Raw genomic sequence first — 24,779 nt, 5'->3', positions numbered from 1 at the left:
AAATATAAACTAAAACAGGTAAAATATAGTAAATTAATCATTACTATTAAACCTACAGACGTTAGTATATCAGCTTTATATTAATTTTTAAAAATTAATATTTATCATTTTTGTATTTTAACAAATAAAATTTATACTATTTTTACTGATATTATATAAAGCAACTATTTTACAAAACAATCTCCATCAAACTATCAATATGTACCAACTAATGATATCGTCACTTGGCAACTATATCTTTCTAGAGAACTAAGTATTTGGACTATTATAATTAGCTTAAGTCTTAATTGATTCCTTGCTTGACTGAATATATGACAATGACTAAAAAAACTTTTATTTAATTTTTTAAAAGACTCATTAACTAATAACTAATCTGCTAAGGTCCACATAAAATCAGATAATTAAAGACAAAATAAATTAGTCTTCGAGCTGCTGCGAAATAGTGAGAGTATATCATAGTATTAACTACCTGTGAACATACAATGACATCCACTAGAACAACAACAGCATACCTTGCTGAAATGCGGTATCTTCCATCAATTACTGCAAATAAGGAACCGCCTTAATTCTAAGGTCGATTAGGAGATCTATAAAAAGGCTTTTTAACAACCTTTGCCGGATATAATTTACCCCTAACTTCTACCTCAAGAGTATTTCCTATATTACTTAATATACGAGGAACATAAGCCAGAGCAATCGCTTTCTCTAAAGTAGGAGAGAAAGTTCCACTGGTTACTTCTCCAACCTTGTTACCATCTGAAAATACTGAGTAACCATGACGAGCAATATGTCGCCCTTCCATCTGTAAGCCTACTAAACTGCGGTTAACTTTTTGAGCTTTTTGTTGTTCTAGGATTCTCCTTCCCATAAACTCTCCTTTAGTGTCAAAATGAACTAACCATGCTAAGCCAGCTTCTAGAGGAGTTGTGTTATCTCCAATATCCTGTCCATACAAAGACATAGCCGCCTCTAACCGAAGAATATCCCTAGCCCCTAAACCACAGGGAGTGACCCCAGTTTGGGATAGTAATGACCAAATTTCTTGTCCTACCTCCGGATCAACCATTATCTCAAAGCCATCTTCTCCCGTATAGCCTGTGCGTGAGATAAAGGCAGATTTGCCTAAAACTGTTCCTTCTAGATGTCCAAAAAAATTAAGTTGAGTAAGATCTTCCTTCACTAATGACTGTAATTTTAAAACTGATTTAGGACCCTGAATAGCAATTAAGACTTTTTTTCGGGATAAATCTTCAAAAACAATTGCCTTATTACTTAAATGCTCTAAAAACCAGGTTTTATCTTTTTGGGTTGTTATTGCATTCGTAATAATAATGACTTTTTCATTTCCAGTTCCAATTTCTCCCTGGTTATAGATAATGATGTCGTCAATAATTCCTCCTTGTGGATTTAGGAGTACCGTATATTGAGCCTGTCCTCGTTGTAACCGCTCTAAATCTGAAGAGACGAGAGGTTGTAATAATGAGAGCAATTGAGGACCCTGAAGAATAAATTTACCCATATGGGAAATATCAAACATTCCAACATCAGTGCGGACTGCTTGATGTTCAAGCTTAAGTCCACTAAATTGAAGTGGCATTTCCCACCCGGAAAATTCTGTTAGTTTGGCTTTTTGTTGAATGCTCAGATTGTATAAAGGGGTACGTAGAAGATAAATAGAAGAATCTGATTTAGTCACGATCTGATAAAAATATTAAGACATAAAGAACATCATTATAACCAACTTTTACTGGTCCTCTTAATTTGAGTCTTTAAAGTATAGAGAATACCTCCATTAAAGTAATTACATTAATTCCAAAATCTCAGGCAAACTGTTTTTTTGCAGTAAAGTTTACTAAAACTTTTATGCAAAATACCTTTCCCATTAGGGATAACCCTATATTATCAGTGTCAATAAATAATAAAGAGAAATAAAGAAGTCGTTAGAATGTTTCTATCTACCTAAATATCTAAATTTTGTTTTACTTTAATTTTGGAAAAAATAGTAACAACTCATTTTTTCTTGCACTTAACTCATAGATATTGTTATTGCCAAAAGGCAATAGACAAATATATAAGGATACCGAAAGTTACGACTAAAAATGAAGAAAACCTCTTCTTTCAGTGAGCAACCTTTACATAATAACTCAAGGATCAGATTGTCAAATAGTTAAATCCGTGAGCACTACTTAAGGCAGTAACATGACCACTATAACTTCTCTTGTCAATTCTACATAAATAGATATGACATCATATATCAGTTGAATAAGAAACAGAAGTTATAGATTTTGTAATCATGAACTCTTTTAGTCGGTTCTCCTACATATGAAAAGGAATTTAAGGTTTAAAGTAATGATTTGACTTAGAAGTCATTCATCTTCATTCTTAAATTAAGCTAGAGTCTTTTAGTGAGCAGATCCATTTCCATGGTAGTCATCGGAGTCATAAAATCCATTTTTTGTTGCAAAAAAAAGACTTGAAACAATAAATAAAGCAGTTAAAATTGCTAGAACTAATTTTACATCCATAATAATCTAGTGTTTTTTCCTGTAATTTCTTAATCCTAAACAATAAATAGCACAGCTGTCGATGTTTTTAATGCCTTCAAAAATGATAACTTTCTTAAGAGTTCACGGACTGTTGACAAAAGTTCTCTCTAGGTTCATCTACAGGGGAAGCAATGGGAACTTCTTCGACTTCTGGCAAAGGTCCTACGACCAACTCCTTTAATTCTTTAGAAGATTTAATACCACCAGACAGGCGTTTAAGAAGTTTAGGGCGAGGATCATGAAGTAGATAAATAATTTCATCATCTTGTTGCCAGTCCTGGGTTGCTTTAACCACTTGTAAACTTCCTTGTCGTTTGATTAAAAGAGGTAAGAGTTCTCCCGATCGAATCAAGGACTGAAAATGAGCTTGTTGTAAAGATAGTCCAGGTTCTTTAAATTGAGTTTTCCCCAATTTCATTTGTTCTTCTCTTAAGTATTGATTCCAAGTCTTAATTAATTGTTGGTCTATGAAAGCTGCATTAACTTTAGTTTTATTAGTTGTAGAATTATTGGGTGTATTACTTGGAAAGACTGCAAATACTCTAGGGGGTTTAAATTCTTCTACCGCTCGCTGAGCCAGGACAAGATTAACTTCTCCATTACTAGTCAAAGCCATGAAATTACCCATTGAGTCAATTCCTGCTTGTTCTAGAACGTCAGGATCGAGCCCACTACTTTGAAATACTGATAAACCTTCAGCTTCAGCTTGTTGACATGCTTCAGGATCGGTATCAATTAACACTACAGACTCTCCCTCTTGTTGAAAAAGTCTTCCAATTAAACGTCCTATATCATTACCTCCGACGATGACTGCTCCTGTGGCATCGATAGAACTAATCTTTAACGCTTGGGCAACCCAACGAGCTGATAATCCTTGAATAAAGACAGTCATCATAATTGTTAGAAATACTAGCGCTTTAATAGATTCTCCACCATTAATCCCCTTCTCTGTCAGTAAAATAGCAAATAGAGAGGCAACAGAGGCTGAAACAATCCCTCGTGGAGCAATCCAAGCTAAAAATAGTTTTTGTCGCCAATGAAGATCACTATTCCATGTACATAAAACAACACTGATTGGTCTAACCACTAACATTAGAATAAGAACGGTGAAAACACTTCCCCATCCCAAAGCAAAAATACTATCAATGGAAAGATCCGCAGCCAAAAGAACGAATAGAACTGAGACACAAAGAACAGTTAATTGCTCTTTAAATCGCCGTAACAAACGTTCTTCTGGAATAGAAGAAGCTCTAACCACAATCCCGGCAACTACAGTGGCCATCAAACCTGATTCACCGCGACTGAGTTGAGCCAAGCCAAACAATCCCCAAACTCCTGCTAAAACTACCAGATTTTTTAAGTCTTCTGAGAGAAAACTAGTATTCTTGAGGATAAAGCCCAGCAAAGCCCCACTAAGTCCTCCGATAATTGCTCCAATCCCTAATCGTAGAAGAACACTACTGAAAATTTCTACCGGACTAGCATTGCTGTTTAGAATGGTATCTAAAACCACCACTGCTAAGATAGCTCCTACTGGATCAATGAGAACTCCTTCGCTTTCGAGAAGAGTAGCCACCTGGCGATCTACTGACACCTGCTTAAGTAAAGGACTAATCACTGTAGGTCCTGTAACTACCACCAATGCCGCGTAGAGAAAAGCAATGGACCAAGGGAATTCCGCTAACCAATGAGCTGCCATGCCCCCACCAATTAAGGTCACAAGAATACCAATAGTGACGAGATTTTGCAAGCTACCTGATACTTTTCCTAAATATCGTAATTCTAAGCTTAATCCTCCTTCAAATAAAATAATAGCTACAGATAAGGCAACCAAAACTTCTAGTCCTACTCCTAACTGATGAGGATAGAGTAAGTTTAAGACATCAGGGCCAAGTAAAATCCCAAATAGTAACAAAAAAACAATACTTGGGACCTTGAAAAACTCAGCGGTCACTTGGGCAGTAATGCCAGCAAGAACAGCGATGACAATTTGCAGGGTCAGTTGAAACGATCCTTCCATAGGCTTACTTCAGTGGCCGGCAATGTTTAAAGGGACGATTACTATCGATAACTTTTGGCTTCAAATTAATAGCTTATTGCAGCTTCAAATTTTCCTTAAATATTAAAATAATAGGACTTTACGGTTTCATAGTCACTCTGGGTATTCTAACATTTAGATTCTAGAAGCCGTCATCCAGTCAACAATTTAAATTAAGTGATGGACTGGTACTAGATATTGAATCCGATAAATATAATTAATTAAGCTTTTAGGAGGCACTAGATCATACTAATGTTTTTTTATCTCTTATCCATCACCTATATTCCCCTAAGATGAATCATCTGATATTTATTTGAAGAAATCATAAGACAGAGAACTATTAGAAAATCATTGGCGAGAATTATCAGTTTGTACTGGATTATTCTTAGCAGTTCTCCCTCTTTTAAATTTAGCGTCTCCCTTTCTGAACGAGCAAGAAAGTTTAGTAGCTCAGAGGATTAAAATGAAATTGCGCACAATAATTTTTGATAAGGTTGATAGCTCTTTACGACCCTTTAAGGTGAATCCTGTCATCAGTCCCCTTTTAGGTAGGTATTTTGTTGTTGCACTTACTTACCTTTAGGGAGAAATTAGAGAAAAAACAACCCGTTTATCAGATAAAATACTGAATGTCTTTTCTATCTTTCTTCTTTAGAGTCTGAGGCATTTGATAGACGAATACCAGCTTTATTTTTTTAAATTTGGTTTCCTATGGTGCCTCAAGGATGATTTACTCGGTTAGACAGAGCACTACATTGTTTTGAAGTCCTAACAATGTAGTGCGTTTTGCGAGCATGTAGAGATTACCAATAGTCTATTGGGATGGGTTTAAGTCTTTCTTCTTTATCCTTTACTCAAAAAATTATAAACTCATGTATGAGTATACTCTTCTATTTTTTATGGCACGGGATACTCCGCAACCCTTAAATGATAGCTATATAGAAATAGGCAAAGTAAATTTGAGTTTGGGACAGTTATTTAATCTTAAAATGTTACCCCTGCCTAGAATAGGCTATTTGATGCCTCTTTATCCTTTTATAGCTTTGGCATACAGCTTAGTAGTGACCAAAGTGTATTATAAAAGAAACAGACTCTTTTATCTGAATTAGTTAGTTTAGGACTATCAAGTCTTTTGTTTAATTTTTCTATTAATTCTAGCGATTTATTCCATTGCTTATCTGTAATATTAGTTTTGACCAATATAACCTCTAGCCCCCACTTTTATAGTCATAGAAATTATTATAATTTGCGGCAATCGTCAGTTTGCAAATATATCGTCCTGGGGAACGGATCTACCATTGATGTTATTAGTGACTTCTCACTGTTGAAATAGAAAAATTCAATCTCACAAATTCATTCAATCCTTAACAGAGATGTCAGAAAACAATATTCCTACCCACAAAATGGTGTACATTGATTTATCCTAAAAAATCAAGAATCAAACTTATACCAGGATCGCCATATTAACTCTTGAAATTTTTTTACGATCTTGGCAAACTATACCTGAACCATATATCCTCTTCACTTTTTAGTATTTAATTACCAGAATTCAAAATTAAGTAGTTGTATATAAGTTACATTGACCATAATGATAAAAAATTAAAATTTATTCCTTTTTTTATGAACTTTTATTGAGCAGTGGCGAAGTGGGGTAGGTTACATATATTTTTGAATAAAAACTAATAAGCTTTCTTTCGAACTGTAACCTACCAAATTAGTTATTACACCCAATCATATTGCTATTTTCATTTTTAGCAATTATGAAAATTCAACTACTTGAAGAGAGCTTAGACATCATAGTATAAAGCAAACTCATAAGGATGAGGACGTAATCGTAAAGGGTTAACTTCATTATCAAGTTTGTATTCAATCCAACTCTCGACGAAATCTTTAGTGAAGACTCCCGTATCTGTTAAGAATGCCTGATCTTTTTCTAGAGCTTCTAATGCTGCTTCAAGAGAACCTGGAGTTGAAGGAATTTTACTTAACTCTTCAAGGGTAAGATCATAGATATCTACGTCTAAAGACTGTCCTGGATCAATTTCATTTTTAATACCATCAATTCCTGCACATAGCATTGCTGCAAACGCTAGATAGGGATTGCATGTAGCATCAGGACATCGGAATTCTAAACGCTTAGCTTTAGGATTTGGTCCCGATAAAGGAATACGGATAGAAGCAGAGCGGTTACCTTGAGAATAAGCTAAGTTTACGGGAGCTTCAAAACCAGGAACTAAACGCTTATACGAGTTAGTGGTGGGATTAGTAAATGCTAACAAAGCAGGAGCGTGTTTAAGGATACCACCAATATAGTTTAAAGCCATTTTGCTCAAATTTGCGTAGCCATCTCCCCAGAACAATGGCTGTCCATCTTTCCAGATAGACTGGTGAGTGTGCATCCCAGAACCATTGTCATTAAACACAGGTTTAGGCATAAACGTCACGGTTTTACCATATTTCTTAGCCACATTTTTAATGACATATTTGTAGGTCATTAAATAATCTGCTGCTTCAACGAGAGTAGCAAAACGAAAACCCAATTCGTTTTGTCCTCCTGTAGCTACTTCGTGGTGGTGTTTCTCAATTGGAACTCCACACTTAGCCATAGTTAACAGCATTTCCGTACGCATATCCTGTAGGGTATCTGTTGGAGGTACGGGAAAGTAACCTTGTTTGTAGCCAGGTTTATAGGCGAGGTTTCCACCATCTTCTTTCCGTCCCGTATTCCAACGTCCTTCCACACTGTCTATGCAGTAATATCCCTTACTCTCAGTTTGGTCAAAACGAACATCATCGAATACAAAGAATTCAGCTTCAGGTCCAAAAAAAGCAGTATCACCAATTCCCGTAGTTTTGAGAAATTCAACCGCTTTAGTAGCAATGGTACGAGGGTCTCGGCTGTACCATTCTCCTGTGCGAGGTTCCTTGATACTACAAATTATGCTGAGAGTAGTCTCTTCGTAGAAGGGGTCGATCCAAGCTGTTGTCGGATCGGGAATCATGACCATATCAGACTCGTTGATGGCTTTCCACCCCCGAATACTTGAACCGTCGAAGGGAACCCCATCAATAAAAGAACTTTCGTCAATTTGATTGTAATAAAATGAGCAATGTTGCCAAATCCCTGGGGTATCAATGAATTTCAGATCAATAATTTTAATGTTATTGTCTTGAATTATTCTCAAGACTTCTTGAGGGGTTTTAGCCATGGACAGACTCCTATATTATTCAGCCTCAAACCACCAACCCTAAAGATAGGCCACAAGATATTTTGTATCCCATGATACAGGTATCCTTGTTTAAATCTGTAGATAATGCAAAGTTTTGAAGCTACTCTGCAACCTAAGTAGTCGGACATAAATGAACAACACTATGTTAACCTGAATCTGACAAGATTTGAAAATATTTTTATTATCCTTCTATTTTGCGAAATGTCTTTACAAGACGTAGTCATACCATTGACTCAGTTGGCAAATTATTGTACGAACTACCAAGTGAGCTCTTTTTAATCCAATAATAATTTTTCTACTTTCTACTCCATTACTGTCATTCTAATCACAATAAGCTATGTACTGCGTCTTTTGATAGGTTTTTAAACTTTACTTTACCCAAAGTAAAGTTTTTCCTCATTTCCATTGAAGAAACTATCTTAAACTACAGATGGTATTAGTTAATGTATAGTCTCCATTTTTAATTTTAAAGTTATTTTGAGCTCAACTTGTAGCAATTAATCTTAAACTTGATCTTAAACCTGGAATACATAGTAAGAAAATATTACCTAATTTATGTGCTGACCTACTATTTATGTATAAATATAAAAAACTCATAAAAAATGATACTAATTATTTAATACTTTTTTAGTAAATAATTGATATCATTTAAGGAGTCAATATTAATTTAGTTTTAGCTCGATAATAATAGCATATAAGTAAAAAATACGGAATTATAGTCCATAAACAGTTACTATAGGGAACCAACTTTAATGTCATACATGACTACTAATCCAGCCCAACATTACGGTTTGATCAATGTGATATATTTGGCTGTGATCTAGATTGAAATATGATAGATTAATTTAAAGACTATTCAAAGCTATTGTACAGTTTACATCAGTTATTAACACATAGCCCTTGAGTTTAGTAAAATTTACGTTATAGTCTATTGAAAATTAATGAGATTCTTAAAAAGGATCATCTGTATTGGTAAACAGAAATTATTTCTACTTCTCTAAATCAAAAAAGATTGTTAGGATGTAGACTTAGCGTAACTGAAATTATTTGATAAGCACCCAGTTTGGGCATTGAAAAGTAATGAGTATAAGACCGTATGTGGAAGTTCAATTGAAACTAATGGTGGCTGTCTCTCCAGTAGCCCCCAAAGGGTCAACTTCGGTTATACATAATGCTTACCCCAACTATAAAATCATAGTACTCAATGACGATTTTAATACTTTTGAGCATGTCTCTAATTGTTTAATAAAGTACATACCGAAGATGACTAGTGATCATGCTTGGACATTAACATATCAAGTCCACTATGAAGGTCAGGCGATTGTCTGGGTCGGACCTCAAGAACCAGCTGAATTCTATCACCAGCAATTACGGAGAGAAGGATTAACTATGGCTCCTTTAGAGGAGGCTTAAAATTATGCCAAAATCTAAAGGAAGACTTGTGTGGAACCATTCAACTCATCTTCAAGGACTAATTCCTGTTCTTGAAAAGTTGATTAATTATACTGGAATTTCTACAGTCACTCCTGGTGTGATTAGCCGTTCCAAGAGTCATTACCCTTACTTAAAGTTACGGATCTCCGTCCCTGTTCGCGGTGGTTATAAGATAATCGCTAGACAAGGAAAAACAGTTCAAGAGGTCTTTATCGTTACGAAGTTAAGTCGCCAAGAATTAGAAACTGTTATTAATAAAGTTCTTAGTTAAAATTAAATAATCAAGTAGAACAATATTAATTAGGTAAAAATTATATTTTAGTGATTGCAACAGCAGGTGTCCATATTTAATTTAGAGCTAATATAAATATAAAAATTAGTAATTTAGTTTATAGAAACTGGATTGGTAATAATTAAGTATGATTTATCAGTAGACACAAAAAAATTAGTCAATCATCATTCATCATGTGTTTGACTAATTTTCTTGCTTCTTCTTTAGTTGTAATCTCTCTATCTAAAGTAGCATTTAACAACCTGTCTAAAATAATTTTGTATTGAGGTCCTGGTCTATAACCCATTGCTATTAAATCATTACCATTTAATAGCGGCTTAATCTTCGACCATTTTGTGAGATACTGCCATATTGTATAACGGATACGTTTAGAAGAACGGACTGCTATTAGGATTAAATCAGACTCTTGGTAAAAGTTAAACATCCTGGTTATTTTACTTTTTGTATCTAATTTTATTAGATTTTCTTTTATGTCTAATTCAATTTCTGATAATGTTTTTAGGCGTCGAATACTATCTTTTGGCAATTGAAGATTGAGAGCAATTTTACTTGATTCTGCTATGTCTAACTGACTAATTAAGGCTTCTAAACGGAGTAACCAATGTTCTAAATTATTTTTAGAATCAATATATCTGAGCCAACGAGAAAGATAACGAATTTGCCACCATGATATAGCATCTAATACTAATTTAGAATGTAGACACATTAAAGCATCTAGATCAGCTAATAATCTTAAAGCCGGTTTCCAATAACCAGCTTCTAGAATATATTTTAATTCTGTTTTTAATCTAATTTTTAAGGAAGGTACTTCATACTTTTTGTTTATTAACTGCTCGTAAATACCCCCTTTAACAGCATTGCTAATATAGACTTTTGTTTGGGTTTCGATATCAAATTTTAACCGCACTGCAAAACGTACTGCTCTATAGATTCTGGTCGGATCCTCAATAAAACTATTAGCATGAAGTACTCGAACTTTACGAGTTTGTAAATCTAACATTCCTCCGAAAAAATCTAATAGGTCCCCTGCTCTTGGAGATGTTAATCTAATTGCTAGAGAATTAATTGTAAAGTCTCTACGATACAAATCTTGACGAATAGAACTCGCTTCAACTTTAGGATTAGCCGCAGGATAAGGATAAAATTCTGTTCTTGAAGTTGCAATATCCACTGATAAGGAACCTAATTGAGGATCTTTATGCCATAACAAAGTAGCCGTTTGGAATTCTCCGTGCACTGATAATTTAGTATTTGAAAAACTTTTTTGCAGAATTGAAGCCAATTTAACCCCAGCTCCCACATCAGCTGAATGGCGAAATCCATCGACGACTAGATCAATATCCTGTACTAATAAAAATTTCTCTTCTTCCGATAAAAATAAATCTCGAACTGCTCCACCAACTATGTACAAATGCCAGCCCTGTTTTTCTGCTTCTTTTGCAGCAAATTGTAAAAACTTCCAAATGGGGGAGGACAAACGCTGACTGATAAAAGAAAGAGAAGAAGAGATTAAAGTAATTTTCTTATCTTTTTGATTTTGTTTTTCTCTTCGATTTTTATAAATTTGCCGTAGTAAATCAGTCCTTGTAATGATTCCTAATAATCCATTTTCTTCGACGACAGGTAATCTTCCTAGATCGTGAGTTACCATTATTGATTCAATTTCAGGCAGTGTAGTATCAGGAGTAATGGTTTTAAGTTGCTGTGCCATATATCCTTTGACTGGGGCATGACTTAGTCCATAATGAAAGGCTAATTCAAGATCTCGACGAGAAATAATACCTACTAAGTGTTTACTATCATCGACAATTAATAATCCAGAATGTCCATAACGGAGTAAGATTTTTTTTGCCTGTTCTATGGTTGTTTCTGGGCGAATTGTCCTAACAGGAGAAGACATTAAATCTCTAGCAGTTAGAGGATAAGGAATTTGAGCAATGAATTCTTGCAATAAATTATCTAAAGTTTTTCTAGGTTCTGCCTCCCGTAATATTAAAGAAGCAGCTTGTTTATGTCCTCCCCCACCATAAACTTTAAATAATTGATTAAGATTAGTCTCTTTAATCCTGGTGCGGCCAATAATTGTTAAACGCCCCTTTTCATATGGTTTATTACTACGACGTTTCTTATAAGAATGACCTAATAACAAAGCGTCACTTTTGGTTAATTTCATTAATCGTTGAGTTAAATTAGACAAACCAGAAATAAAAGTTTCTGTTGTTAATAAAACAGAGGTTACAGTGTAACCTTTAATATTAGTTTTTTGGATATTGTTTAATGATTCTTGCAGTAATTGTTGTAATTTTGGAGAAAAATCAGGATCGCAATACTCAGCAACAGTTTCCAGATTTACTCCTCTTTCCATTAACCAAGCGAGAGCATATACGTCACGGGGAGTGGATTGAGAGAACGTAAAAGAACCCGTATCAACATGAATACCTAATGCCATGACTGTTGCTTCGATAGGATTAGGATAAATGCACTCTCGTTGCATTATTTCGACTATTATAGTTGTAGTTGCCCCAACAGGTTCAATTTTAGTGAAGGTAGCAGGTATATCTGAATCTGATGTAGTGTTGGGGTGATGGTCATAGATTTCAATATTTGTGATGTGCGGTAGATCAAACCAGGCAGAAACCCTTCCCAGCCGTTCACGTTGTTGAGCATCTACTACTGTTAAAGAACGAATTTGTTCAATATTAACGCTACGCAGTTCAATCAAAGCCAGTTCATCTCGATAAAGAGACAAAAAATCTTTAACTGATGGATGTGCACCCCCGGTAAGAACAATTCGACTATCTATCCTAAGGAGAGAAAGTCCCACTGCTGCCCCTAGTGCGTCAAAATCTACGGTTTGATGACATAGGATTAAGTCCATAGTTAACTTGGATATATTTATATTTATCAATATAAGTTAAGATTCTCTACTATTAAACAATTGAGGTCAATAATCAGTTTAATTATTTTAGCTATCGATTTTCAAATACAAAACAATGAACTTAAGTAGATTAAAATATCAAATGTGTAAATATATATTTTTTAGACTTAGTAAAATATATACCAAGTCAGTATTTACTAACTTTAATAAGTTTGTTGTGTCTATATTTTATTTTCTTAAAAATTCGACTATTATACATATAATATTTAGAGGCAACTAAACTGATATTAATTATTTTTTTACTTGTACTTGTTAGTTTTGTTGCAGTCAACTTAGAAAAACTAATAATATTTTTTCTCGAAATATCTTAATCCTAATTATACCTCGGCAGTAATTAAAACAAAAATGTAATTTAGTTGACTTTGCCTACGAGTCATACTTAGTAACTGATCCTTACTTTTTAGTTTTCTATAATTATGAAAATTAATTAATAAAGACACAAAGAGAATAAACTTTTTAAAAAAGTATTTTATGTAAAATACTTTTAATCTTCAAAATATTTTTTTATAAAGTAAAGTTTGATTATTGACTAATACATAGGTTGACAAATAGAATTGAATAAATGAATTTTACATTCATTTATTCAATTCTATTTGTGGTATTTCTTTATATTTTTAATATTTATATGTTTTTATTTTTACATCTACTTAATTAGAGATAGTACAGTATTTTACTGTCAATTACCTGGTCATTTAATATATAAAATATTGACATTCTATATTGTTGGTTGATTCTTAATATTATATCAGTATAATAAAGTGACTTATTGAACAAAATCTAGTTAAATACTAAAAGATATATCTAATATACAAAATTGATATTTTTATTAAAAGTTAGAATCTCATCTATAGTGACAAGAATTATTTATGTTGATAAACTAACAAGAGTATTTACTGAATATTTATCTATGACTTTATTACGTAGGTTATAGTTTATACATTAAAATAATAGATAAGAATAGCACCACTCAAAAAGCATAATATAACCATTGTAACTAATAAATTTATTTTGTAATTCTATTTATTTGTACTAAAGTGTTAAAACTAAATCAGTTCTGTTAAATATAAGTTATTTGTAAAATGCTCCTTGAAAAATATTGGAACAGCTAGTGTAAAATACTTAAAGTGTCAGACAAAACTTGACCAATAACGATATAGTAAACATCAGAACAATTTTTCGTTAGGCTATCTCGGTGACACAGGTTTCATTTCAGTATAGACAACTTCAATATCTTCTCTCACCTTCATCATTGAAACATTTCAGTATTTCAATGATGACTATTATGAGACAAAAAAGATGGCGAAAAAGAGGATTATGGTTAATAGGATCGACTGGTGTAACCTTTATGGTTGCTTGGGATTGGAAACTAGTACTGGCTACCATTACTGGTGTCATTTTAATGGTCTTAATATATCAAATTCAGGAAGGCAATTTGCACAGTCGATGGTTATATTATCGTGAAATTCTCAGCGGGTTATCTGGCAAGTTAATATTGGCAGTTAGTGCTGGAGGTTTAGGGGCTATAGTAGTTTATATTGCTGCATCTATCTGGGCTACTACCGAGAATTATTGGTTAGCTATAGGATTCATTATACAGGGGATAGGAACTATATTTAGTCTTGGATTGTTCCTATGGCAGGCTATCCAAGTTCGGGCGAAGAACGATGAAAATAAACTTAATCAATTGGTGTTAGATTTAACAAACACTGATCCTCTTAAACGATTAATTGCTGTTAGAAGTCTGGTAGATTTTTTGTACAAACAGTGCTTTGAGCATCACTATCATCATAGACTTAAAGATTATTTTAATCTAATGTTAACTCAAGAAACAGAATCATTAATCCGTCGAGAAATTTTAGAAGGATTAGCAAAGTATAATGAGTGGCAACAATTGCCTAATTTAGGAAAAGACACAACCATTAATCTGAAGTAAAAACTACCTAATTTGTAAATAATATAAAGTTTTATATATGAAGTAGTCATTATTTTATTTTTTTAAATGATCAAAATTAGCATTATAATCCCTGTCTTAAATGAAGAAACTGTAATTGTAAATACACTAAAAAATTTACAAAAAGACAATACTATTGAAGTGATTGTAGTCGACGGAGGAAGTCAAGATAATACTGTTCAATTAGCACGCACTATGGGAGTAAAACTAATAATATCTACTCAAGCTAGCCGAGCATTGCAAATGAATAAGGGAGCATTATTCGCTACAGGAAGTGTTCTTTTATTTCTTCATGCAGATACGTTACTGCCCCAAGGATATAGGGAGCTGATAATTAACAGTTTTTTAGACTCAAAAATAGTTGGAGGAGCCTTTAAATTAAAAATTAATCTTCCTATGTTTTCAATTCGTTTAATCGAGATTTTAGTCAACTGGCGATCAAAACTTTTTTCAATTCCTTATGGTGATCAAGGAATCTTTGTTAGGTCCTCAGTATTTCGAGAAATGGGAGGCTTTACTAACTTACCTATCATGGAAGATTTTAATTTTATAAAAAGACTAAATAAACAGGGTAAGATTATTATCTTATCAGCTAAAGTTATTACTTCCGGCCGTCGCTGGCAAAAATTAGGAGTGGTTAAAACAACACTTATTAATCAGCTAATCATTCTAGGATACTATTTAGGCGTTTCTTCAAAAAAATTAGCACAATGGTATCGAGGAAAATGATGTGTACACAAGATACATATATACAAAATTAATTTTTTGTCAATAATTAATTTTGCTAAAAAGAAACTACCGGAGAATAAAAACTTTTTACAAAAAATAATATAGTTGTTATTTATTATAATTACAAAGAAACTAAATATTGTTGTCTTATAAGTATTAGTTCTTCAAAATCAAACAAAAATCTTATAAATAAGATAAAAAATATTTAAGGTTAGATTCAATAGCAAAAGTTTAAGATATAAGTAATTTTTTATCTTATTTATGAAATTAGTATTCAAAGAATTTAATACTATGCTATTCCACTTGTAAAGTTCAATATTTATGAGAAAATATTAACAATTCGGAATAAAAATAGGTTTTGTCTATTATAAATATGACTTATAGATTAATAAGTTAAATACTATGTTATTCATAACATGAAGTATAAAAATTTATTGTTTTAAACAAGTTGTTTGTATATATTTGATACGTGTTTATAGTACTATTCTATATTTTATTTTAATGTTTTAATAAATTAAAAAGATTACTTTTATTCTTGTCGTCTATTGATCAAAGTGCTCTAAACTACAAATAGTTCCCTTTCTCTCGCACTATAATAACAAATTTTAACGTCCTTAGTTTATGCCTAACTATAATCAACTTTTCCAGTTTAAAGCAACAATTTGAGCTAAATCTAAAACCCGTTGAGAGTAAATCCACTCATTGTCATACCAAGCAACAATTTTTACTATGTCGCCACCTATTACCATACATAGTTAAACTAGAATCGACGACAGAAGAATAGTTAGTTCCTCGATAGTCAGAAGAAACTAAGGGTAGATCATTGTATGAAATAATATCCTTCATATAACTCTGAGCAGCTTCTCTTAATACGTCATTTACCTGTTCGGCAATAGTTTTTTTTAACTTGTACGACTAAGTCCACAACAGAAACGTTAGGAGTAGGAACACGCATTGCGATTCCGTTAAGCTTACCTTTTAGCTCAGGAATGACCAAAGCAATTTCCTTAGCAGCCCCTGTGGACGTAGGAATAATATTAACGGCAGCAGCTCGTGCCCGACGTAAATCACGGTGACTGGCGTCAAGAATGCGTTGATCTCCCATATAACTGTGGATAGCGGTCATAGTTCCTTTTACGATGCCAAAATTATCATTAATGACTTTTATCACAGGCGCTAAACAGTTGGTGGTACAGCTAGAGTTACTGATCACATTATGTTTATCATGATCATAGTCCTTATGATTAATCCCAACTACATATGTCCCTACATTACCAGCCCTAGCAGGAGTAGTTATCAAGACTTTTTTAGCTCCTGACACCAAGTGTTTAGAAGTACTTTCTTCGGTAATAAAGACTCCAGTAGATTCGATAATCAAATCGACTTTCCATTCAGTCCAAGGTAAATTTAGAGGACTGCTTTCAGAAACACATTTAAGGATTTTTCCGTCAACAATAAGGGAGTTTTTGTCAGATTGAACATCTGCATCCCATTTACCTAATATAGAACCGTATTTGAGTAAATGGGTATTGGTTTTAAGATCAGAGATATCATTAATTCCAACCAATTCTATCTGACTATTTCCCCGTTCTAACCAGCACCGCAGAAAGTTACGTCCAATACGTCCAAACCAGTTAATAGCTACTTTAATTACTGTATTTTTTTCTGCGCTTTAATATCAACATATTAAATGTTTATTAATGAACCTAATCATACCCCAAAACCCAAGAAAATCGATACCTAAATTGAAGTTTTTTAAACTAGACAAATTTAACTATGAGTAAGAAGCTTTCAGACAATAATAGTAAGATCTAAACTAAATTTAGTTTTAAATCCTTCTTAGCTACTTTAATTTTAAAAAACGGCACCATATATCATAATTAATGACCAAGTGGACAGTTTTTGATATCATAGCCCGTAATTAATAAGCAACGACGTTTTGCCGTAATCGTGCGGTGTGTCAGGAGATGTAACGGTGAAAACGGTTGATTTTAGTGGACGGCCTTTCCATTTCATCGGAATAGGCGGTATAGGAATGTCGGCTTTAGCTTATGTTTTAGCTAAGCGTCAGATTCCCGTATCTGGTTCCGATTTACGATCAAGTCATATTACAAAAAAATTGCAAGAAGTTGGGACACATATTTTCAGTTGTCAAGAAGCAACTAACTTAGAATTCTTCCATTCTGGCAATGAACAGGTTACTGAACTTGTTCCACCCTCAGTCAATAATTCGACAATACCTTTGATCAATCAAAATGAACATGATCGCGAGTTGAGGACAAAAAGAACTTTAACCAAACAGTTACCTCAAGTTATATTTTCAACAGCGATTGCTAAAGATAATTCGGAATATCAAGCTGCCCAGAAAAAAGGGTGTCCAATTTTTCATCGTTCTGATGTTTTAGCTGCCTTAATCAAAGATTATAAGAGTATCGCGGTTGCTGGAACTCATGGTAAAACCACTACCAGTAGTCTTTTAGGTTACGTGCTGCTTAAAGCAGGACTCGATCCAACCATTATAATTGGAGGAGAAGTAGATGCTTGGAATGGTAACGCTCACTTTGGTTATGGAGAATACTTAGTAGCTGAAGCCGATGAATCTGATGGCTCCTTGGTAAAACATTTCCCCAGCATCGGGATTGTTACCAATATTGAACTTGATCATCCTGATCACTACAAAAGTTTAGAAGACGTAATCAAAACTTTCCAAACTTTCGAAATTCAATGTGAAACATTAATAGGCTGTATTGACTGTGAGACTGTAAGGACACAGCTAAACCCCACTATTACCTATAGTCTCGATCCTCATCAAAAAGCAGATTACATAGTTAAGGAAATTACTTATAGTGTTAAGAACACAACATTTGAAGTTTGGGAAAGAGGACAGTTTTTAGGACAAGTATGCTTGTCCATTCCGGGCAAGCATAATGTTAGTAATGCTTTAGCTGCTTTAGCTGTAGGACGTAAATTAGGGTTAGAGTTTGAGAGAATTGCTGAGGCATTAGCCACCTTTAGCGGAACAAAACGGCGTTTTGAATACAGGGGGCAAACTCATGGTATTACGTTTATTGATGATTATGCTCATCATCCTAGCGAAATCCGAGCTACCCTCTCAGCCGCTCGTTCTAAAGTTGAACAAAACTCTCGTCTGGTTGCTATTTTTCAGCCTCATCGTTATAGTCGTACCGCTACATTTTTAGAAGAATTTACTACTGCTTTTCAAGATGCAGATTTTATTGTCTTAACCGACATTTATAGTGCAGGGGAAGCTAATATTGCTAATATTACAGGTCAAGACTTGGCAAATGAGGTAAAACGTCATCATTCTGAGGTAATTTATCAACCTTCTTTAGAAGCTTTAATTGAATCTCTTCCTAAGCTTTTGCGGACTGGGGATTTAGTCCTGTTTTTAGGCGCAGGCAATCTTAATCAAATTATTCCCCGTGTAATTGCCGCCTTTTAAAATACCCCATCAATACTTAAGGGTTCGAGTTTCTTGTGAAATTTAGTATTGACTTCATTTTTTAGGCTTTGTATTTGGAAACAATTTAAATAATTTTTACTTCACCGTTCTCAATTGACCTCCCATTAAATTAGCAAACTAATGATTACAGCTCTATATTCTCCAATCCAACTGTCAGCTACCGATTGTCATATTTTTCCTAATTTCTCTCTAGCTAATCAAACTTCCTATCGTGTAGGAGGTGAAGCCCAATGGTATGTCGCTCCTCGTACTTGGGATGCTCTACAAGCAACCTTTGAATGGTTTCAAAAGCAGGATATTCCTCTGATGCTATTGGGGGCAGGTTCTAATCTTTTGATTAGCGATCAAGGAATCGATGGCTTGGTGCTAAGCACCCGCTATTTACGTTATCGTAATTTTGAACCGGAGACAGGACGTATTACCGTAGCGACCGGGGATCCTATTGCTAAGATTGCTTGGCAAGCTGCTAAACGGGGTTGGCGTGGCTTAGAATGGGCGGTAGGTATTCCGGGGACTGTAGGAGGAGCTGTAGTAATGAATGCGGGAGCCCATCGTAAGTGTGCTGCTGATTGTTTAGTTAGCGCAATGGTAGTATCTCCTGATGGCACGGTAGAAACCTTAACTTCAAAAGACCTAAATTATAGTTATCGTACCTCTTCTTTACAAGGAGCTAAAAAACTTGTTTTAGAAGCCACCTTTCAATTAGAGACAGGATTCAGTCGTAAAGACGTCATGGCAACTACTCAACACAATCTCCAACAACGCAAAAACTCTCAGCCCTATGATAAACCTAGTTGTGGAAGTGTGTTTCGTAATCCAACTTCTTATGCTGCAGGGTGGTTAATTGAACAATTAGGTTTAAAAGGATATCGTATTGGTAATGCAGAAATTTCTCATCGTCATGCTAATTTTATTCTTAACTGTGGTCAGGCTAAAGCGCAGGATATTTTTCGTCTGATTTATCATGCTCAAGAACAAGTAGAAGCCCGTTGGTCCTTATTACTTGAACCAGAAGTCAAAATATTAGGTGAGTTTTCCGCCTCCTAAGGCTATCGAAAATATCACAGGGATACTAAGATTAACTAATGGAGTTCTCCATTAGGCTCTAGCTCATTATCATTAGAATCAATACTCTTAAAAAATATGACAAAAGGACAAGGATTTGGATTTGGATTAGGTAAAATCAAAGAATTACAAGAAGCATTCCAAAAAGCACAACAAGTTCAGGCTGGAGCGCAAGAACTTCAAAAGCAATTGGAAGAAATGGAGATCGAGGGAGCTTGTGGGGGAGAATTGGTTAAAGTTATCATGAGTGGCAACCAGGAACCTCTTTGTGTTGAAATTACCCCAGATGCCATGGAGAAGGGAGCCGAGAGCCTTTCTCAATTAGTTACTGAGGCAATGAAGGATGCTTATGCTAAGTCTGCTGAGACAATGCGGACTAAGATGGAAAAACTCACAAGTGGTTTGAACCTTCCAGGAATGTGATTCTTCATAGCCAATAGTTTATATAAATCTATCTGAGCAATCTCTATTTTCTAATAGTGATTGCTTTTGTTTATTGGATTTTACTTGGAAGTAGCTAAACAGCATACAATACACTGTTTAGCTAATTACTATCCATCTCAGAATATGGAATGAAACTTAAAATTAAAGTAAGGTATTATGAAAATTACTAAAGTATAAAACTAAGTTAAGAACAACTATAAGATAAGAAGCCAATTTATCGTAATTTTTTTTATTAACTTTAATATTTAGTTATATATTTTTTTATAATTCTATTATCAATATTGAGAATTATTACTTTTGTGTAAACACGATAATTATTTAAGCTAACTTGAAACCTTACCAACAAAGTTAACTATTTGATAGAAGTAAGTCAATCAATAAACAAATATAAGTTAAAGGAAGTCAATGGATAATAGGTAAAGTATTGAATTTTTTCAAAAAAATAAACGCTATATTGTCACTAATCTAGACTTAAAAGTAAAATACTCAGTCAAATCGTTTATTTATACGCATACTTATCGCGTGCCAAGATTCCGGATACCAACCTACAAAAATAATTTTGGTTACAATTATTTCTATAAAAAGTAACTTCTCAAGTAAAAACTGTTTTTCACAGTTCTTACTTGAGAAGTTAACAAACATATTACTGATGGTTATAGTATTTACAAAAAACTTTAGTAACCGCTCTCAAGCCTATTTAACTATTTATAAGCTAGCATCAGAATAAGAGTAGCCTATTAAAAGGGAGAAAAGTCAGAAGAAATAGCAAACCAAACAAGAAATATTCATAATTTAACAAGACTTTAATACCTAAAAATTAGTATAGTAGATAAGCTTTATCTTCCCATGCTGATATAATACGAGTTCTTGCAAAAGATCATATTATTTTTGAGAAAAAGACTATGGGATCGCTATAATGTATGGTGCACATCAAATCAAAAATTTCGTCAACTTATTAATGTTCATGATATTCATACCGTAAAACCTTTTAAAAAAATTCTAATGGAAAAAAGGTTTTTAACATTTTTCTTACCTTCAATAAAAATATAATATGCTCTAATTTTGAATTAAGTTCAAAATAGTAAGTACTTTCAGCTAATTTTGCTTTAATCTCAGCATACTCTCCAGCAGTCAAAGGTTTTCCATCAATAGGTGATCTTCCTTCAGTTATAATCTCTGTTCGCAAAATTTCTTCAGGTATATCTTCAGGAGGAGGTAAAGCAAATGCTAAATTTAACCTAAATATTAGTCCAAGGATTTTGATTAAAACTGACCATTTTAATAAATGATGATTCATAGCAACTTTTAAGTTAACTTAACCCTGCTGGTAACTTTTCTCCACATATTTTATGAATTTCAATTATTTTGTTAAATAACCAAGAATAATTACGACGATACTCAGGAATTAACCCTAAAGGACTTAACAAAGCTGATGCTGCTAAATCAGCAATACTTAATTGCTCTCCCACTAAATAGGGTCGATATCGCCAATAAGATAACACATTTATAGCATTGTTTAAGCGTTTTGAGGCTAACTTTACTGTAGCAGGGGTAATATTGTATTGACGACGGACAATATTAATTAGCATTTGACTAAATAAGGAATCATCAATCGATTTACCTTTTCCTGCGCGAAAATTATAATAAATAAAACGAGTGGCAGTTCCAATACTTTCATCCAACCAATCTTCTAATAATAAAGCTTGGTTTTGTTCAGTAGTATCAGTTAACATTAATGGAGGATCTTTTTGATAGGTTTCTAAGTATTGAGAAATCTGAGTTGAGTCAGCAACTACTTGAGGTTCTCCCATTTTTTGGGGTAATAGTACAGGAACTGTTGTTAATCCTGTAAGGGATCTTAACTTCAGGAGATGTAACCCCGGCGTTAAGTTCTTAACTTGATAAGGAATTTTTTTGTATCCCAAGGCTAATCGTACTTTACGGCAATAATGAGAGGTACTGAATTGTAACAATAACATAGATAGATTAGTAACAAATTTTAAATATAAGAATTAAACCCATACAAAAACTTGATTTTGCAAAAAATAAGTGCTATCAAGGTAATTAAATATCTCAGAAAGATTAACTACAATTATTTTAATTTTAGCTTTCACTTTTATAGTTAAAGTTACTTTAATTTTGGAAACTTCATTATAACATAGTTTAAAAAACTGTTGTTTATAAACTGTTGTTTATAATACGTTGCACTACTTAAGATAATGCAGTTGTAATTGAAAATCAGAAACAATCTATTTTTAAATACCCTATTATTTATCCCTAAAGCATTAAAAATTTTATACATATACAAAATTTTATTTTATAAATTAAAGACGGGGAATAAAGAACTATAGAGTAGTAAAATATTATTTATTAGAGTAAATATTTACTCTAATAAATACTTTATTGTTTTGTCAGTTTTAAAATAATGTTTCCAGAAGTTAAATACTTAAAAGAAAAAACAATATTCTTGATGTGATATATAATTATATTACTTGTATTTCCTGTATTAATAATTAATAAATTTATTTTAATCGTATTAAAATGCGATAATTTTTTTAAAATTTATAGGTAATTCATAATTTATTTACATTAATAATTTCATAAAACTTTACTCTCTTTATTTTTTTTAAAAGGATATATTTTTTATTTATTAATGATTTAAAAGAATCCATATAAATGGCAACTACAATATTAATAGCTAATAAACAGATATGTTGATAATATAGATTAGCTTTAGACAAGTAATTATTATTTTTAGAGGTGTTCTATAGCTTAAATTTAAATAATGTCAAAAATTGTCTATATCCAATAAAAACAAAAATTTAATTTAAATAATTTTAAAAAACATTTAAATTAAATTGTAACAAATACTATAGAATAACCCTAAATTAATTATTATTATACCAAGACTAATAAACACACTTTTTACTAAAGTAAATATATTTGGTAGTAGTTAAAACAATAAGTGATTTGAAAATGCTGAAATAATCTATAAACAAAGTGTGTAAGACTTTGGTATTAAACGATAGATGTAAGTATAACTTAAATTATTAAAGAACTAGATTAAGAATCTAACTTATTTTTAATCAAAAAGTTATTTACTACTTCAGTAACTGACTTCCTACTATAATCTACTTGATAATTTAATTGCTGCATTGCTGATGTAGAAATTTTTCCAGCTAGTTGCTGAACTACTGTTTTTATTTGAGGATATTGTTGAAGAGTTTCTTTGTTAAAAACAGGAATTGCTTCATAAGGAGGAAAATAATTTTTATCATCTTCTAACATAGTTAATTTTAAAATAGGAATTGAGCCATCAGTTGAGTTGCCAGCGACTAGATCCACTTTTTTATTAGCTAAAACGCGATATATTAATCCTAGATCCATAACGTTAGGAGGAAGATGAAAATTTAAGTTATAAGTCTTAGCTAATCCTAGATAACCATCTTCTCTTGCTAAAAATTCATGGTCAAAACCTGCTTGCCATTGAGGAGTATATTTACTAACTTCTGAGATAGTTCTTATATTATATTTTTCTGCATCTTGTTGACGAATTAAAACAGCATAGGTATTTTTAAATCCTAAAGATGGCATAACTTCTAAGTTAAATTTGTCATTGTAAGCTGCTTTAACTTGTTGATAAACTTTTTGAGAATCACTAATCGGTTTTTGAGCAAGAATTGCTGTAAAAGCAGTTCCACTATATTCAACATAGCCGTCAATTTTTCTGTTTTTTACTGCTTCATGGCATATAAAAGTTCCTCCTAAATTAAATCTACGTTCCACTTTAAGATTAGTTGTTTTTTCTATATTTTGAGCTAAAAATTCTCCTAGGATAAGACTTTCTGTGAAATTTTTTGCGCCAATAACGATTGTGTTACTTCCCTGATTTCCTAAAAATAAATGTTTATTGATTATCCCCAATAAACTTAATGTAATTACCATTATGATGGTACATATAGTTAAAATATTTTTTTTAGATTTAGAACGAAATTTTTTATACTGAGTCATAGATTTTTCTAATAAACTAATTCCCCAGTCAGCCACTAAAGCAATTATAGTTGCTGGAATTGCTCCTAATAAAATCAATTGATTATTAATTGTTGAAATTCCTCGAAAAATAAAAACTCCTAATCCTCCTCCTCCAATAGCCGCAGCAATAGTGGCAACTCCCACACAAATTACCACAGAAACTCTAACTCCTGTTGAGATCATACTCACAGCAAGCGGGATTTCAATCAAAAATAATATTTGTTGACCTGTCATCCCCATTGCTTTTCCTGCTTCTGTTATTCCTTTATCAACTTGTATTATTCCAAGATAAGTATTTCGAACAATAGGTAGTAAAGCATAGAGAATTAAGGCAATGATAGCTGGTTTTCTGCCAATTCCTCCTATCACGGGAACAGTAATTAAAAACCCGAACATAGCTAAACTAGGGATTGTCTGAATAGCGTTGACAATAAAAAAAATACAATTTGCTAGTTTATGGTATCGGGTACTCAAAATACCGAGAGGAATACCTATAAAAATTGCTATGTTCATAGCAGTGAAAACTAAAATTAAGTGTTCTCCAATTCGCTGGAGAAGTTCTGGACTAAAGGAAGTAAAAGAAAAATTAGTCATTG

At 32.9% G+C, this 24,779-nt stretch carries 14 protein-coding genes and 1 pseudogene; 7 read left to right on the top strand and 8 right to left on the bottom strand.

All coding sequences use genetic code 11. From position 1 onward, the window contains the following. Positions 1–568 precede the first annotated feature (568 nt). The 3 genes from gcvT to glnA form a co-directional block, all read right to left on the bottom strand. Positions 569–1,696 carry a glycine cleavage system aminomethyltransferase GcvT gene (gene gcvT / locus OXU93_RS00165; RefSeq protein WP_267383824.1) on the bottom strand — a complete coding sequence of 376 codons (1,128 nt, stop codon included), beginning with the start codon at positions 1,694–1,696 and terminating at the stop codon, positions 569–571. A 923-nt stretch (positions 1,697–2,619) separates the two neighbouring features. After that, the gene (locus OXU93_RS00160; RefSeq protein ID WP_267383823.1) at positions 2,620–4,566 is read right to left on the bottom strand and encodes a cation:proton antiporter; all 1,947 of its coding nucleotides are present in this window, start codon (positions 4,564–4,566) and stop codon (positions 2,620–2,622) included. Positions 4,567–6,371: 1,805 nt separating this feature from the next. Next, on the bottom strand, positions 6,372–7,793 hold the full coding sequence (glnA, locus tag OXU93_RS00155; protein ID WP_267383822.1) for a type I glutamate--ammonia ligase: 1,422 nt from the start codon (positions 7,791–7,793) through the stop codon (positions 6,372–6,374). 1,140 nt (positions 7,794–8,933) lie between these two features. Here glnA and clpS point away from each other — a divergent pair. Together clpS and OXU93_RS00145 are read left to right on the top strand one after the other, a co-directional pair. Beyond that, the gene (clpS, locus tag OXU93_RS00150; RefSeq protein WP_324127513.1) at positions 8,934–9,227 is read left to right on the top strand and encodes an ATP-dependent Clp protease adapter ClpS; all 294 of its coding nucleotides are present in this window, start codon (positions 8,934–8,936) and stop codon (positions 9,225–9,227) included. 4 nt (positions 9,228–9,231) lie between these two features. After that, positions 9,232–9,519, top strand: coding sequence for a DUF2103 domain-containing protein (locus OXU93_RS00145; RefSeq protein WP_267383820.1), 288 nt, complete (start codon positions 9,232–9,234; stop codon positions 9,517–9,519). Between the two features lie 178 nt (positions 9,520–9,697). On the opposite strand, the gene OXU93_RS00140 is transcribed toward OXU93_RS00145, so the two are convergent. Beyond that, complete coding sequence (locus tag OXU93_RS00140) at positions 9,698–12,418, bottom strand: CBS domain-containing protein (protein ID WP_267383819.1); 2,721 nt, start codon at positions 12,416–12,418, stop codon at positions 9,698–9,700. Between the two features lie 1,252 nt (positions 12,419–13,670). On the opposite strand from OXU93_RS00140, the gene OXU93_RS00135 reads away from it, so the two are divergent. Both OXU93_RS00135 and OXU93_RS00130 read left to right on the top strand, forming a co-directional pair. Then, positions 13,671–14,411: a hypothetical protein gene (locus OXU93_RS00135; protein WP_267383818.1), complete on the top strand. Its 741-nt coding sequence runs from the start codon at positions 13,671–13,673 to the stop codon at positions 14,409–14,411. 66 nt (positions 14,412–14,477) lie between these two features. Beyond that, on the top strand, positions 14,478–15,158 hold the full coding sequence (locus tag OXU93_RS00130) for a TIGR04283 family arsenosugar biosynthesis glycosyltransferase (protein WP_267383817.1): 681 nt from the start codon (positions 14,478–14,480) through the stop codon (positions 15,156–15,158). Between the two features lie 635 nt (positions 15,159–15,793). Here the strand turns inward: OXU93_RS00130 and gap are convergent. Further along, positions 15,794–16,809: pseudogene (gene gap / locus OXU93_RS00125) on the bottom strand (type I glyceraldehyde-3-phosphate dehydrogenase). Positions 16,810–17,193: 384 nt separating this feature from the next. Between gap and murC the strand changes: the two are divergent. The 3 genes from murC (at position 17,194) to OXU93_RS00110 (ending at position 20,130) form a co-directional block, all read left to right on the top strand. Beyond that, entirely contained in the window at positions 17,194–18,621 is a 1,428-nt protein-coding gene (murC, locus tag OXU93_RS00120; protein WP_416378797.1) for a UDP-N-acetylmuramate--L-alanine ligase, read from the top strand. A gap of 141 nt (positions 18,622–18,762) precedes the next feature. Continuing rightward, a complete protein-coding gene (gene murB / locus OXU93_RS00115) occupies positions 18,763–19,689 on the top strand; it encodes a UDP-N-acetylmuramate dehydrogenase (protein WP_267383815.1) in 927 nt (308 codons plus the stop codon). Between the two features lie 96 nt (positions 19,690–19,785). Continuing rightward, positions 19,786–20,130 (top strand): YbaB/EbfC family nucleoid-associated protein, encoded by a 345-nt coding sequence (locus tag OXU93_RS00110; RefSeq protein WP_267383813.1) that lies wholly within the window; start codon positions 19,786–19,788, stop codon positions 20,128–20,130. Positions 20,131–21,139: 1,009 nt separating this feature from the next. Here OXU93_RS00110 and OXU93_RS00105 read toward each other — a convergent pair. From OXU93_RS00105 to OXU93_RS00095, 3 genes are all read right to left on the bottom strand, one after another. Further along, on the bottom strand, positions 21,140–21,448 hold the full coding sequence (locus tag OXU93_RS00105) for a hypothetical protein (RefSeq protein WP_267383812.1): 309 nt from the start codon (positions 21,446–21,448) through the stop codon (positions 21,140–21,142). 13 nt (positions 21,449–21,461) lie between these two features. Beyond that, on the bottom strand, positions 21,462–22,130 hold the full coding sequence (locus tag OXU93_RS00100; protein WP_267383811.1) for a glutathione S-transferase family protein: 669 nt from the start codon (positions 22,128–22,130) through the stop codon (positions 21,462–21,464). Positions 22,131–23,214: 1,084 nt separating this feature from the next. After that, positions 23,215–24,777, bottom strand: a complete 1,563-nt coding sequence (locus OXU93_RS00095) for a glycine betaine ABC transporter substrate-binding protein (RefSeq protein WP_267383810.1) — start codon at positions 24,775–24,777, stop codon at positions 23,215–23,217. Between the last annotated feature and the right edge of the window lie 2 nt (positions 24,778–24,779).

The organism is Cyanobacterium sp. uoEpiScrs1 (genome assembly GCF_947331815.1).
Taxonomy (GTDB): domain Bacteria; phylum Cyanobacteriota; class Cyanobacteriia; order Cyanobacteriales; family Microcystaceae; genus Rippkaea.
This window is presented reverse-complemented; position numbering and strand designations above follow the sequence as displayed.